Here is a 12,396-nt window from a genome sequence, read left to right on the forward strand (position 1 = left end):
GAGGGAAATGGCTTATTCGTCTTCCAGTAGTGCTTCGTACGCGGTCGCATCCAGCAGCGCGGCAACCTGCGCTTCGTCGCTGGCTTTGATCTTGAAGATCCAGCCGCCTTCATACGGTTCGCTGTTCACCAGCTCCGGGGAGTCGCTGAGCGCGTCGTTCACGGCAACAATTTCACCGCTTACCGGGGCGTAGATGTCAGAGGCCGCTTTAACGGATTCCGCCACCGCACAGTCATCGCCTGCGCTCACGGTTGCGCCCACTTCCGGCAGGTCAACAAACACCATGTCGCCCAGCAGCTCCTGCGCGTGCTCGGTGATCCCAACGGTGTAAGTGCCGTCCGCCTCTTTGCGCAGCCACTCGTGTTCTTTGCTGTATTTCAGTTCTGCTGGCACATTGCTCATTGAAGTTCTCCTGATAAAAATAGTTAGGCGACCGGCTTACCGGCGCGAACAAAAATCGGTTTGGTCACGTTGACCGGCATTTCGCGGTTGCGGATCTGCACCACCGCCGTTTCGCCAATCCCCGCCGGCACGCGTGCCAGGGCAATACTGTAGCCGAGCGTCGGGGAGAACGTTCCGCTGGTGATCACGCCTTCGCGATGATTGCCATCGGCATCGGTGAAGCGCACCGGCAGCTCGCCGCGCAGCACGCCTTTTTCTTTCATCACCAGGCCTACCAGCTGTTCAGTGCCCTTCTCGCGCTGCATCTCCAGCGCTTCACGACCAATAAAATCACGGTCAGCCGGTTCCCATGCGATGGTCCAGCCCATGTTGGCGGCCAGCGGAGAGACGCCTTCGTCCATCTCCTGACCGTAGAGGTTCATCCCCGCTTCCAGACGCAGCGTATCGCGCGCGCCCAGGCCCGCAGGCTTCACACCTGCCTCCACCAGCGCACGCCAGAAATCAGCGGCCTTCTCGTTTGGCATGGCAATTTCATAGCCCGCTTCACCGGTGTAGCCGGTGGTGGCGATAAACAGATCCCCCGCCTGCACGCCGAAGAATGGCTTCATGCCTTCGGTGGCTTTGCGCTGCTCGTCGCTGAACAGAGACGCGGCTTTCGCCTGGGCGTTTGGCCCCTGTACGGCAATCAGCGACAGATCGTCACGGACAGTGATGTCAATGGCGTAAGGTTCAGCGTGTTGGGAAATCCAGGAGAGGTCTTTTTCGCGGGTGGCGGAGTTTACAACGAGGCGGAAGAAATCTTCGGTGAAGTAGTAGACGATGAGGTCGTCAATCACGCCGCCAGAGGCATTGAGCATACCGGTATAGAGCGCTTTGCCCGGCGTCTTCAGTTTGGCGACGTCGTTTGCCAGCAGATAACGCAAAAACTCCCGGGTGCGGCTACCGCGCAGGTCGACAATCGTCATATGAGACACGTCGAACATACCGGCATCGGTGCGCACCGCGTGGTGCTCATCAATCTGCGAGCCGTAGTGCAGCGGCATCATCCAGCCGTGGAAGTCCACCATGCGGGCACCGCATAACACGTGCTGTTCGTACAAAGGAGTCTGTTGAGCCATCTTTTCCTCGTTGAAAAATTCACCGTGAAACCCGGTGTCGGCCTCGCGATCGGGGGCCGACGCAAACGTTCTCTTTTACCTGAACTTACCACCGAAACCGGCGGTTAACCATAAGGTAAAACGGGTCATCACATTAGCTTATGACCAAAAATCGCTGAAAAGCCTACAGAGTTATTCACTGGGAAAATGCGATTAAACCCGCATAAAATTAACAATGATCTAACAGGATTTAGCAGATGCTGATATTTCATGCGGAAAAATGGGCCGAATTTCCGTAACATAAAAATAGTAAGATTAGATTTTCTAATGCGAAAAATGACGTGAAATTAGATTATTTCAAACGAGGGAATTTCCCCGGCGCGCAGGCCGGGAAAATAAAGTGTGACGGGGATCGAGATTAACGTAACCAGTCGGGAAGATCGTTGAGGCCCATTGCCTGACGAAGAAGCTGCGGTTTTACGCCGGGAAGGGTGTCGGCCAGTTTGAGGCCAATATCGCGCAGCAGTTTTTTCGCCGGGTTCGCTCCGGCAAACAGCTCGCGGAAGCCCTGCATACCCGCCAGCATCATCGCCGCACTGTGTTTGCGGCTGCGCTCGTAGCGACGCAGATACAGATGCTGACCAATATCTTTGCCTTCCCGATGCAGGCGACGCAGCTCTTCAACCAGCTCAGCCGCGTCCATAAAGCCGAGGTTCACTCCCTGCCCGGCCAGCGGATGAATGGTATGCGCCGCATCCCCCACCAGCGCCAGACGGTGCGCGGCAAACTGACGCGCGTAGCGACCGGTTAACGGAAACGTCTGGCGTTCGCTTTCAAGCCCGCACAGGCCCAGACGGTTATCAAACGCCACGCATAGCGCCTGACTGAAGGCATCCGGCGTCGTCTCCTGCATCTGCTGCGCTTTCTCCGGCTCTAAGGACCAGACGATGGAGCAGAGATGCGGATCGGCAAGCGGCAGGAAGGCCAGAATGCCGTCATTATGGAAAATCTGGCGCGCCACGCCGCCGTGCGGCTCTTCGGTGCGGATTGTGGCCACCAACGCGTGATGACGGTAATCCCAGAAGGTCAGCGGAATATCCGCTTTGTTACGGAGCCAGGAATTGGCGCCGTCGGCACCCACTACCAGACGCGCAGTCAGCATATCGCCACTTTCAAGAGTGATAAACGCGTCGTTTTCGCCCCACGCCACCTGCTGAAGTTTCGCCGGTGCGATCAGCGTGACGTCGCTGCACTGCTGTGCTTTCTGCCACAGCACGTGGTGGATCACCGCGTTTTCAACGATATGTCCAAGGTGGCTGTAACCCATGCTTTCATCGTCAAACGCGATACGGCCAAAGCTGTCTTTGTCCCACACTTCCATCCCGTGATAACAACTGGCACGGAGCGCCACGATTTCAGACCAGACGCCAAGGTGCGTCAGTAGCTTTTCGCTGGCGGCATTGATCGCCGAGACGCGAAGCTCTGGCGGTGCATCCTGCGCCACAGGCTGCGGCGCTTTTTGCTCAAGCACGGCCACGCGCAGGCCGCTGCCCTGTAAACCACAAGCCAGCGCCAGTCCTACCATTCCGCCGCCCACAATGGCGACATCAACATTTTGCACGGTCAATACTCCTTAACGCGCGACCCAACCCAGGGTCCGCTGCGCCAGCACGTCACGTGCCGGAATGAACAGTTCCATCGCCATAAGCCCAAGGTTGCGACCCGCAACCAGCGGTGCCCAGCGATTGGCAAACAGGTGGACTAAACCGTCGGTGACGCCAATGGTCGCCGCTTTGTCCGCCTGGCGTCGTTTCTGGTAATGGCTCAGCACTGAGTATGCGCCACAATCCTGTTGTTCGCTCCACGTCCGGGCCAGGAGCTCGGCCAGGCTCATCACGTCACGGAGGCCAAGGTTGAAGCCTTGCCCGGCGATGGGGTGTAGCGTCTGCGCGGCGTTGCCGACCAGGGCGACGCGATGGGAGACAGTCTGCGATGCGGTCGTCAGCGCAAGCGGATAGGCCACGCGTTTTCCGGCGTGGGTGATGCGCCCAAGCCGCCAGCCGAAGGCCTTTTGCAGCTCGGAACAAAAACGTTCGTCGGACCAGGAGAGAACCTCATCGGCCCGATCCTGCGCATGGCACCATACCAGCGAGCAGCGCCCGTTCGACATCGGCAGCATGGCCAGCGGGCCGTGCTCCGTGAAGCGCTCAAATGCCCTGCCGTTATGCGCGCCAGCCGTAGAGACATTAGCGATGACCGCCGCCTGTCCATAGGGTTCAGAGCGCCATTCGACGCCGCACTGCGTGGCGATCGCGGAGCGTGAACCATCTGCCGCCACCAGCAGTTGCCCCTCCAGCGTGGTGCCGTTGTCCAGCGTCACGCTGACGGCCTCGTCACGGCGGCTGAAGCTGGCGACGCGCGCCGGACAGTGCAGCGTAACGCCAGGGGCATCCTGTAACAGACGGAACAGCCGCAGCCCCACGTCATGCAGCTCGACGACCTGCCCCAGTGCCTCAATTCGGTAATCGTGGGCATCCAGCGTCACAAACCCGGCGTGGCCGCGATCGCTGACGTGAACGGTGCCGATGGCCGTCGCGCAGTCCGCTATCGCCTGCCAGATCCCAATGCGCGCAAGCTGCTGGCAGGTTCCCTGGGCCAGCGCGATGGCGCGGGCATCGAAGCCGGGATGATCGGCCGCCTGCGGCGCAACCGCCTCAACAAGATGCACCGGAAGCTGGCCTTTGGTTAACTGCGAAATGGCCAGCGCCAGAGTAGCGCCGGTCATGCCTCCGCCAACGATGATCACGCTCATACGCGTGCCGCCGCCATCAGCGCCTCGATGTCGTCGGCTTTTTTCACCACGGTCGCGGTCAGGTTTTCGTTACCGGTTTCGGTGATGACGATGTCATCTTCAATGCGAATGCCGATCCCGCGGTACCGTTCTGGCACGTCGGCATCCGGCGCGATGTACAGCCCAGGCTCAACGGTCAGCACCATGCCTGGCTCCAGCACGCGCGAACGTTCCGGACCGTATGCCCCGACGTCATGCACATCCAGCCCCAGCCAGTGGCTCAGGCCGTGCATAAAGTACGGACGATGGGCGTTTTCGGTTATAAGGGTGTCCACATCGCCTTTCAAAATGCCGAGCTTCACCAGCCCGGTAATCATGATGCGCACCACCTCGCCCGTAACCTCCTGGATGGAGGTGCCAGGGCGGAACAGCGTCAGCGCGGTCTCCAGAGACTCAAGCACGATGTCATAGATTTCACGCTGCGCGGTGGTGAATTTACCGTTCACCGGGAAGGTACGGGTGATGTCGCCCGCGTAACCCTGATATTCACAGCCCGCGTCAATCAGCACCAGATCGCCGTCGCGCAGTTCACTTTCGTTTTCGGTGTAGTGCAGAATGCAGCCGTTTTCACCGCCGCCTACGATGGTGTTATAGGACGGGAAGCGCGCGCCGTGACGGTTAAATTCATGGTGAATTTCGCCTTCAAGCTGGTACTCGAACATACCGGGACGGCACTTTTCCATGGCGCGGGTATGCGCCAGGGCGCTGATTTCGCCCGCGCGGCGCATCACATTCAGCTCTTCTTCAGACTTAAACAGGCGCATCTCATGCACCATCGGTCGCCAGTCCGTCAGGGTGGCGGGTGCAGACAAATTCTGACGTGAGCCTTTACGCAGCTTATCCAGCGCGGTGAAGACAATGTCATCCGCATACGCGTATTCGCCCTGCGCGTGATAGAGCACGTCCAGGCCGTTCAGCAGTTGGTAAAGCTGCTGGTTGATTTCGCTGTAGGCCAGCGCACGGTCCACGCCCAGTTTTTCCGGCGCCGCCTCCTGCCCTAAGCGGCGGCCAAACCAGATTTCCGCGGTCAGATCGCGCACGCGGTTAAAAATCACGCTGTGGTTGTGGGTGTCATTGCTTTTAATCAGCACCAGTACCGCTTCCGGCTCGTTAAACCCGGTGAAGTACCAGAAATCACTGCTCTGGCGATAGGGGTATTCGCTGTCGGCGCTGCGCGTCACTTCCGGCGCGGCGAAAATCAGGGCAGCGCTTCCCGGCTGCATTTTTGCCAGCAGCGCCTGACGACGGCGAGAATACTCTTGACTGGAGATAACCATGACACCCTCCTGTGCGTTATTTTTCTTAGTGTAATGTTGGCTTGCGAACTTCCGGCGCGGTCGGCTGCGAGCGCGTAAAGTTGTCGTGGCACAGCAGAGACGCCACGCGCACGTACTCGATAATCTCTTCGAGAGACATTTCCAGCTCTTCCTGGTCTTCGTCTTCATCGTAGCCGAGCTGGGCGATATTACGCAGATCGTCGATCGCTTCACCCGCTTCGCCGGTCACTTTATCCAGTTTAGGCTGGGTTACGCCCAGGCCAAGAAGATAGTGGTTTACCCAACCCGCGAGCGCATCGGCGCGATCGAAGACGCTGACATCGTCGCCTTCAGGCAGATAAAGCTGAAAAAGAAAGCCATCGTCTTCCAGGGAATCGCTGGTTGCGGCGTGCATTTTACGCAGCGCTTCCGCCAGTTCGTGGCCAAACGCCAGCCCTTCGTTGGTGAGGTCGTGGATCAGCGGCTGCCATGAGCTGTCGCTGTTTCCGCCGCACAGTATGCCGCTGATCAGACCGTGCATTTCGGCAGGGGTCAGACCGACTCCCTGCTGGTTCAGTAACTGGTTTAAATCCTTGTAACCAGGCATTTCGTTCTGTATAGACATACGCATTCGTCATCAAAGGGAGGATATTCATGATATGCTACCACTTTGGACCCTGGTGATACCAGAAAAGGGCTTGTATCTTCACATCAGGGTAGCTATAGTGTCGCCCCTTCGCAGCCCCCGGGGCAGTAAGCGAAGGCAGCGCAGTCAATCAGCAGGAAGGTGGCATGTCTGCACAACCCGTCGATCTCCAGATTTTTGGCCGTTCACTGCGAGTGAATTGTCCGCCTGAACAAAGGGATGCCTTGAATCAGGCTGCGGACGATTTGAATCAGCGGTTGCAAGATCTAAAAGAACGCACTAGAGTCACAAATACTGAGCAGCTGGTTTTCATCGCCGCGTTGAACATCAGCTATGAACTGACTCAGGAAAAAGCGAAGACCCGCGATTACGCGGCAAGCATGGAGCAGCGCATTAAAATGCTCCAGCAGACCATAGAACAGGCATTGCTTGATCAAGGTCGCAGTCCCGAAAGACCGGGACCAAAGTTTGAATAACACTTCTCAGTTGACTATGGTAGAGTAACTGTGAAGACAAAATTTCTCTGAGATGTTCGCAAGCGGGCCAGTCCCCTGAGCCGATATTTCATACCACAAGAATGTGGCGCTCCATGGTTGGTGAGCATGCTCGGTCCGTCCGAGAAGCCTTAAAACTATGACGACACATTCACCTTGAACCAAGGGTTCAAGGGTTACAGCCTGCGGCGGCATCTCGGAGATTCCCTCTCTTTTCTTCTACCGACTACCATGACTCAATTCCCTGAAGTTTCTGCTTCACGCCAGGACATCCGTCAGCTTATTCGCCAGCGTCGTCGCGCCTTAAGCGCCGAGCAACAGGCACATTTTGCCCAGCAGGCCGCCGCCCGCATGATGGCCTATCCGCCTGTGGTGATGGCAAACACCGTCGCCCTGTTTCTCTCGTTTGATGGTGAGCTGGATACCCAACCGCTTATCGACCAGCTCTGGCGCGCCGGGAAAAAAGTTTATCTGCCGGTGCTACATCCCTTTAGCCGAGGCAATCTGCTGTTTCTGCACTACCATCCGCACAGCGAGCTGGTGGTAAATCGTCTGAAAATCACCGAACCCAAACTCGACGTGCGCGACGTGCTGCCGCTATCTGAACTGGATGTGCTGATTACGCCGCTGGTGGCGTTTGACGAGCAGGGCCAGCGATTAGGCATGGGCGGGGGGTTCTACGACAGGACGCTGCAAAACTGGCAGCAGTACGGATTGCAGCCGGTGGGGTATGCGCATGATTGCCAGGGCGTGGAGGTATTACCCGTAGAGAAATGGGATGTGCCGTTGCCGGCGGTGGTGACGCCCATTAAAACCTGGACCTGGTAGAATAAAGCCGGGTGGCGGCTACGCCTTACCCGGCCTACATAAATCATCGAACATTGTAGGTCGGGTAAGCGTAAGCGCCACCCGACACCACAGACCGCACCATCAGTACAGCAGACGCGCGCGAATCGTCCCCGGAATGGCCTTCATGCTCTGCAATGCTTTCTCGGCGATGTCTTCATCCGCTTCAATATCAATAACCACATAACCCATCTGCGAGTTAGTTTGCAGATACTGCGCAGCAATGTTAACGCCCTGCTCGGCAAAGATCTGGTTGATGGCGGTCAGCACGCCAGGACGGTTTTCGTGGATGTGCAGCAGACGACGCCCACCGTGCAGCGGCAGAGACACCTCCGGGAAGTTCACCGCAGAGAGCGTTGAACCGTTATCGGAATATTTGCTCAGTTTACCCGCCACTTCCAGGCCGATATTCTCCTGCGCTTCCTGAGTAGAACCGCCGATGTGCGGCGTCAGGATCACGTTGTCGAACTCGCACAACGGAGAGGTGAACGGATCGCTGTTGGTGGCCGGTTCCGTCGGGAACACGTCAATCGCCGCACCCGCCAAATGTTTACGCTTCAGCGCGTCGCACAGTGCAGGAATATCGACCACCGTACCGCGCGCGGCGTTGATCAGCAGAGAGCCCGGCTTCATCAGCGCCAGCTCTTCTGCGCCCATCATGTTTTTGGTGGACGCATTTTCCGGCACGTGCAGGCTTACCACGTCGCTCATATTCAGCAGGTCAGACAGGTGTTGAACCTGGGTGGCATTGCCTAACGGCAGCTTGCTTTCGATATCGTAAAAATAGACATGCATACCGAGAGATTCCGCCAGAATCCCCAACTGGGTACCGATGTGGCCATAGCCGATGATACCCAGTTTTTTCCCACGGGCTTCGTAGGAGCCCGCAGCCAGCTTATTCCACACGCCGCGGTGCGCTTTGGCGTTAGCCTCCGGAATGCCGCGAAGCAGCAGCAGCAGCTCGCCAATTACCAGCTCCGCCACGGAACGGGTGTTAGAGAACGGCGCGTTAAAGACCGGGATACCGCGTTTTGCGGCGGCATTCAGATCAACCTGGTTGGTGCCGATGCAGAAACAGCCAATCGCCACCAGCTTTTCCGCCGCAGCAATAACGTCTTCAGTCAGTTGGGTACGGGATCGCAGGCCAATGAAATGGGCATCACGGATGGACGCTTTCAGCTCTTCAGTGTCCAGCGCGCCTTTGTGAAATTCGATGTTGGTGTAGCCTGCTGCGCGAAGGCTATCGAGCGCTTTCTGGTGCACGCCTTCAACCAGCAGGAATTTAATCTTGTCTTTCTCCAGTGATACCTTTGCCATTTACCCGACCCTGTTTTTGTCTGAACTGATGTTGTGCTGGATATAAATCCGCTGTAGCCAACATATCAAAAAAAACTATTGCAGCAATATGAACGTTTGCGTCAGTACGCTGAAGGAAAGTCATACAGCGCAAAATGGCAGAGGAAAATGCTATGGAAATTTACAAACGCGGAAGGATCGGCAAAAGAGACATAAAAACGTGACACAAGTCACCGAATTTAGCGTTTCAAAAATTTTTTAGCGGGGGGAGGACTCCCCCCGTCAGATCATTTTACGATGGTTTTCACGCCGTCAGCGGTGCCGATCAGCGCCACATCCGCGCCACGGTTGGCAAATAACCCTACGGTAACAACGCCTGGAATGCCGTTGATCGCATTTTCCAGCGCAATGGCATCGAGGATCTCAAGGCCGTGAACGTCGAGGATCACGTTGCCGTTGTCGGTCACCACACCCTGACGGTATTCCGGACGACCGCCCAGCTTCACAAGTTGACGGGCAACCGCGCTGCGCGCCATCGGGATCACTTCGACCGGCAGCGGGAAATTCCCCAGAATGTCGACCTGCTTGGAGGCGTCCGCGATGCAGATGAACTTATCCGCCACGGAAGCGATGATTTTTTCGCGGGTCAGCGCCGCGCCACCGCCTTTGATCATCTGCATGTGGCCGTTGATTTCATCCGCGCCATCAACGTAAATGCCCAGACGGTCCACTTCGTTGAGGTCGAAAACGGTGATGCCGAGGCTTTTCAGCTTTTCCGTGGAAGCATCGGAGCTGGAAACCGCGCCCTCGATCTGCCCCTTCATCGTGCCCAGCGCATCGATAAAGTGCGCCGCCGTCGACCCCGTACCAACACCGACAATGGTACCCGGCTGTACGTACTGGAGAGCGGCCCATCCTACTGCTTTTTTCAGTTCATCCTGCGTCATGATCGTTTTGCCTGTGGTGTGAAAACTCAGGGCGCATTATAGAACACGTCGAATGGATTTCGTCTGCCACGAAGGGAAAATTGTGTCATAGTGCAGATTAAGCAAAATTAAGGAGTCAGCCAGAGCAATGAAACGTCCGGACTACAGAACACTACAGGCACTTGATGCAGTTATTCGTGAACGCGGTTTTGAGCGCGCGGCGCAAAAGCTGTGCATCACCCAGTCCGCCGTATCACAGCGTATCAAACAGCTTGAAAACATGTTCGGGCAGCCGCTGCTGGTGCGTACCGTACCGCCGCGTCCGACAGAGCAAGGACAAAAGCTCCTCGCCCTGCTGCGTCAGGTTGAACTGCTGGAAGATGAATGGCTGGGCGATGAACAAACCGGCTCCACGCCGCTGCTGCTGTCGCTGGCGGTGAACGCCGACAGTCTGGCAACCTGGCTGCTGCCGGCCCTTGCGCCGGTGCTGGCCGACTCCCCAATCCGCCTGAACCTTCAGGTTGAAGACGAGACCCGCACTCAGGAACGCCTGCGCCGTGGCGAAGTGGTTGGGGCGGTCAGTATTCAGCCGCAGGCGCTGCCAAGCTGTCTGGTGGATCAGCTGGGCGCGCTGGATTACCTGTTTGTCGGTTCAAAAGCCTTTGCAGAGCGCTACTTCCCGAACGGCGTGACTCGCGCCGCGCTGCTGAAAGCCCCTGCCGTCGCGTTCGACCATCTGGACGATATGCATCAGGCCTTCCTGCAACAAAACTTCGATTTGCCGCCGGGCAGCGTGCCGTGTCATATCGTTAACTCGTCCGAAGCCTTCGTACAGCTCGCGCGTCAGGGCACCACCTGCTGCATGATCCCGCATTTGCAGATTGAGAAAGAGTTGAAAAGCGGTGAGCTGATTGATTTAACCCCGGGGCTGTATCAGCGCCGGATGCTGTACTGGCACCGTTTTGCCCCGGAAAGCCGCATGATGCGCAACGTCACCGACGCGCTGCTGGCGTTTGGGCATAAGGTGTTGAGACAGGATTAATCGCTTGAATTCCCTCTCCCTGTGGGAGAGGGTTAGGGTGAGGGCAAACTACTGCGCCTTAGCCGCCTCAGTTTGCTGAGTTTCAGTCGGTTCCAGCTGGAACACCACATCAACCTGATCGTCGAACTGAATGGTTGGCTGCTCGTAGGTTTCCTGAGCAGAAACCGGCGCGGCGTCCGCCTTCATCATCCGCACCATCGGGCTTGGCTGGTAGTTTGAAACGTGGTAGCGCACGCTGTAAACCGGACCGAGCTTGGTCTTGAAGCCGGAAGCCAGCTGCTGCGCCTGATGAATGGCATCATCTATCGCCGCTTTACGCGCTTCGTCTTTATATTTCTCCGGTTGCGCAACGCCCAGCGAGACGGAACGAATTTCGTTCAGCCCTGCCTTCAGCGCACCATCCAGCAATCCGTTGAGCTTATCAAGCTGGCGTACAGTCACTTCCACAGTACGCACGGCGCGATAGCCTTTCAGGATGCTTTTGCCGTTCTGGTAGTCGTAATCCGGTTGGGTACGCAGGTTCGCAGAGCTGATGTCTTTTTTCGCGACACCGTTCTGTTCCAGGAAAGAGAGGTATTGCGCAACACGATCGTCTGCCTGTTTCTTGGCGGAAGCAGCATCTTTCGCCGCCACGTTCACTTCAATTGCCAGGGTTGCAACATCCGGTACCGCATCCACGCTTGCCGTACCTGAAGTGACGATGTGCGGGCCGTTTGGCAGTTCATTCGCCTGCACCGACACCGCACCTAAACTTACTAATGCCGCCAGGGCCATCACCTTAAACTTCACTGTCATTCCTCCATGTTGCGAAGAGTGCCCTGTTAACAGGGCTCATGCCAGCAAGCTTAGCGGGTCTTGTCCAGATGTCCATAAGACAACGCTTAGTTGAACAATCCCTGTACGTGATGAATGCCCTCTTTCGCCAGCTGGAAGGCAATAAACCACATCACCAGCCCCACCAGGGTATTGATAATGCGCTGTGCTTTGGCGGTACGCAGTCGTGGCGCCAGCCACGCCGCCAGGATCGCAAGACCGAAGAACCAGAGGAAGGAGGCGCTGACCGTACCGAGCGCAAACCAGCGTTTCGGCTCAACGTCCAGCTGTCCGCCCAGGCTGCCCAGTACCACAAAGGTATCAAGGTAGACGTGCGGGTTAAGCCACGTCACGGCGAGCATGGTGACGATAATCTTCCAGCGCCCCTGCTTCATCACTTCGGCGCTAGCCAGCTCAAGATTGCTGCTCATGGCCGTTTTCAGGGCACCAAACCCGTACCACAGCAGAAACGCTACGCCGCCCCAGGTAACCAGCGCCAGCAGCCACGGCGACTGCATCAACAGGGCGCTGCCGCCAAAAATCCCGGCGCAAATCAGCAGCAGATCGCTCACCGCACACAGCAGGGCAATCATCAGATGGTACTGACGGCGAATGCCCTGGTTCATCACGAACGCATTTTGTGGACCAAGGGGAAGGATCATGGCCGCACCTAACGCAAGCCCCTGAAAATAATAAGATAACATGACGTAATTCTCGCAGAGTTGTC

The 12,396-nt window shown here is 57.1% G+C and carries 13 protein-coding genes and 1 other RNA gene; 4 read left to right on the plus strand and 10 right to left on the minus strand.

The annotated features are described in order from the left end of the window. Positions 1-12 precede the first annotated feature (12 nt). From gcvH to ACOTX1_RS06905, 6 genes are all read right to left on the minus strand, one after another. The gene (gene gcvH / locus ACOTX1_RS06880) at positions 13-402 is read right to left on the minus strand and encodes a glycine cleavage system protein GcvH (protein ID WP_006811885.1); all 390 of its coding nucleotides are present in this window, start codon (positions 400-402) and stop codon (positions 13-15) included. Between the two features lie 23 nt (positions 403-425). Then, positions 426-1,520, minus strand: coding sequence for a glycine cleavage system aminomethyltransferase GcvT (gcvT, locus tag ACOTX1_RS06885; RefSeq protein ID WP_003860107.1), 1,095 nt, complete (start codon positions 1,518-1,520; stop codon positions 426-428). 397 nt (positions 1,521-1,917) lie between these two features. Further along, on the minus strand, positions 1,918-3,120 hold the full coding sequence (ubiI, locus tag ACOTX1_RS06890) for an FAD-dependent 2-octaprenylphenol hydroxylase (protein ID WP_023314803.1): 1,203 nt from the start codon (positions 3,118-3,120) through the stop codon (positions 1,918-1,920). A gap of 12 nt (positions 3,121-3,132) precedes the next feature. Beyond that, positions 3,133-4,311, minus strand: a complete 1,179-nt coding sequence (gene ubiH, locus ACOTX1_RS06895; protein ID WP_003860103.1) for a 2-octaprenyl-6-methoxyphenyl hydroxylase — start codon at positions 4,309-4,311, stop codon at positions 3,133-3,135. Then, positions 4,308-5,621, minus strand: a complete 1,314-nt coding sequence (gene pepP, locus ACOTX1_RS06900) for a Xaa-Pro aminopeptidase (RefSeq protein WP_100397570.1) — start codon at positions 5,619-5,621, stop codon at positions 4,308-4,310. The genes ubiH and pepP overlap by 4 nt, the downstream gene beginning before the upstream one ends. 31 nt (positions 5,622-5,652) lie before the next feature. Next, complete coding sequence (locus ACOTX1_RS06905; RefSeq protein ID WP_003860099.1) at positions 5,653-6,231, minus strand: YecA family protein; 579 nt, start codon at positions 6,229-6,231, stop codon at positions 5,653-5,655. Positions 6,232-6,398: 167 nt separating this feature from the next. Here ACOTX1_RS06905 and zapA point away from each other — a divergent pair, with 167 nt between their 5' ends. The 3 genes from zapA to ACOTX1_RS06920 all read left to right on the plus strand — a co-directional run bounded on the left by zapA (position 6,399) and on the right by ACOTX1_RS06920 (position 7,574). Then, entirely contained in the window at positions 6,399-6,728 is a 330-nt protein-coding gene (gene zapA, locus ACOTX1_RS06910) for a cell division protein ZapA (protein WP_003860096.1), read from the plus strand. 41 nt (positions 6,729-6,769) lie between these two features. Further along, positions 6,770-6,953, plus strand: a non-coding RNA gene (ssrS, locus tag ACOTX1_RS06915) — 6S RNA. Between the two features lie 24 nt (positions 6,954-6,977). Then, positions 6,978-7,574, plus strand: coding sequence for a 5-formyltetrahydrofolate cyclo-ligase (locus ACOTX1_RS06920; RefSeq protein WP_023314805.1), 597 nt, complete (start codon positions 6,978-6,980; stop codon positions 7,572-7,574). Between the two features lie 102 nt (positions 7,575-7,676). On the opposite strand, the gene serA is transcribed toward ACOTX1_RS06920, so the two are convergent. Next, positions 7,677-8,909, minus strand: coding sequence for a phosphoglycerate dehydrogenase (serA, locus tag ACOTX1_RS06925; RefSeq protein ID WP_023314806.1), 1,233 nt, complete (start codon positions 8,907-8,909; stop codon positions 7,677-7,679). 266 nt (positions 8,910-9,175) lie between these two features. Next, positions 9,176-9,835, minus strand: coding sequence for a ribose-5-phosphate isomerase RpiA (gene rpiA / locus ACOTX1_RS06930; protein ID WP_003860091.1), 660 nt, complete (start codon positions 9,833-9,835; stop codon positions 9,176-9,178). A 127-nt stretch (positions 9,836-9,962) separates the two neighbouring features. Between rpiA and argP the strand changes: the two genes are divergently transcribed. Continuing rightward, positions 9,963-10,856 (plus strand): DNA-binding transcriptional regulator ArgP, encoded by an 894-nt coding sequence (gene argP, locus ACOTX1_RS06935; protein WP_003860089.1) that lies wholly within the window; start codon positions 9,963-9,965, stop codon positions 10,854-10,856. Between the two features lie 48 nt (positions 10,857-10,904). Here argP and ACOTX1_RS06940 read toward each other — a convergent pair whose 3' ends face one another. Beyond that, positions 10,905-11,645: an oxidative stress defense protein gene (locus ACOTX1_RS06940; RefSeq protein WP_023314807.1), complete on the minus strand. Its 741-nt coding sequence runs from the start codon at positions 11,643-11,645 to the stop codon at positions 10,905-10,907. 92 nt (positions 11,646-11,737) lie between these two features. Next, on the minus strand, positions 11,738-12,373 hold the full coding sequence (gene argO / locus ACOTX1_RS06945) for an arginine exporter ArgO (protein WP_003860085.1): 636 nt from the start codon (positions 12,371-12,373) through the stop codon (positions 11,738-11,740). Positions 12,374-12,396: the final 23 nt, after the last annotated feature.

The organism is Enterobacter cloacae complex sp. IR5401 (genome assembly GCF_049238425.1).
GTDB classification, from domain to species: Bacteria; Pseudomonadota; Gammaproteobacteria; order Enterobacterales; family Enterobacteriaceae; genus Enterobacter; species Enterobacter hormaechei_C.

Excerpts from the sequence above, each read along its gene's own strand:
- rpiA (WP_003860091.1), bottom strand. The coding sequence starts at position 9,835 with ATGACGCAGGATGAACTGAAAAAAGCAGTAGGATGGGCCGCTCTCCAG.
- gcvT (WP_003860107.1), bottom strand. The coding sequence starts at position 1,520 with ATGGCTCAACAGACTCCTTTGTACGAACAGCACGTGTTATGCGGTGCC.
- serA (WP_023314806.1), bottom strand. The coding sequence starts at position 8,909 with ATGGCAAAGGTATCACTGGAGAAAGACAAGATTAAATTCCTGCTGGTT.
- ubiH (WP_003860103.1), bottom strand. The coding sequence starts at position 4,311 with ATGAGCGTGATCATCGTTGGCGGAGGCATGACCGGCGCTACTCTGGCG.
- ACOTX1_RS06905 (WP_003860099.1), bottom strand. The coding sequence starts at position 6,231 with ATGTCTATACAGAACGAAATGCCTGGTTACAAGGATTTAAACCAGTTA.
- ACOTX1_RS06920 (WP_023314805.1), top strand. The coding sequence starts at position 6,978 with ATGACTCAATTCCCTGAAGTTTCTGCTTCACGCCAGGACATCCGTCAG.
- argP (WP_003860089.1), top strand. The coding sequence starts at position 9,963 with ATGAAACGTCCGGACTACAGAACACTACAGGCACTTGATGCAGTTATT.
- argO (WP_003860085.1), bottom strand. The coding sequence starts at position 12,373 with ATGTTATCTTATTATTTTCAGGGGCTTGCGTTAGGTGCGGCCATGATC.
- gcvH (WP_006811885.1), bottom strand. The coding sequence starts at position 402 with ATGAGCAATGTGCCAGCAGAACTGAAATACAGCAAAGAACACGAGTGG.
- zapA (WP_003860096.1), top strand. The coding sequence starts at position 6,399 with ATGTCTGCACAACCCGTCGATCTCCAGATTTTTGGCCGTTCACTGCGA.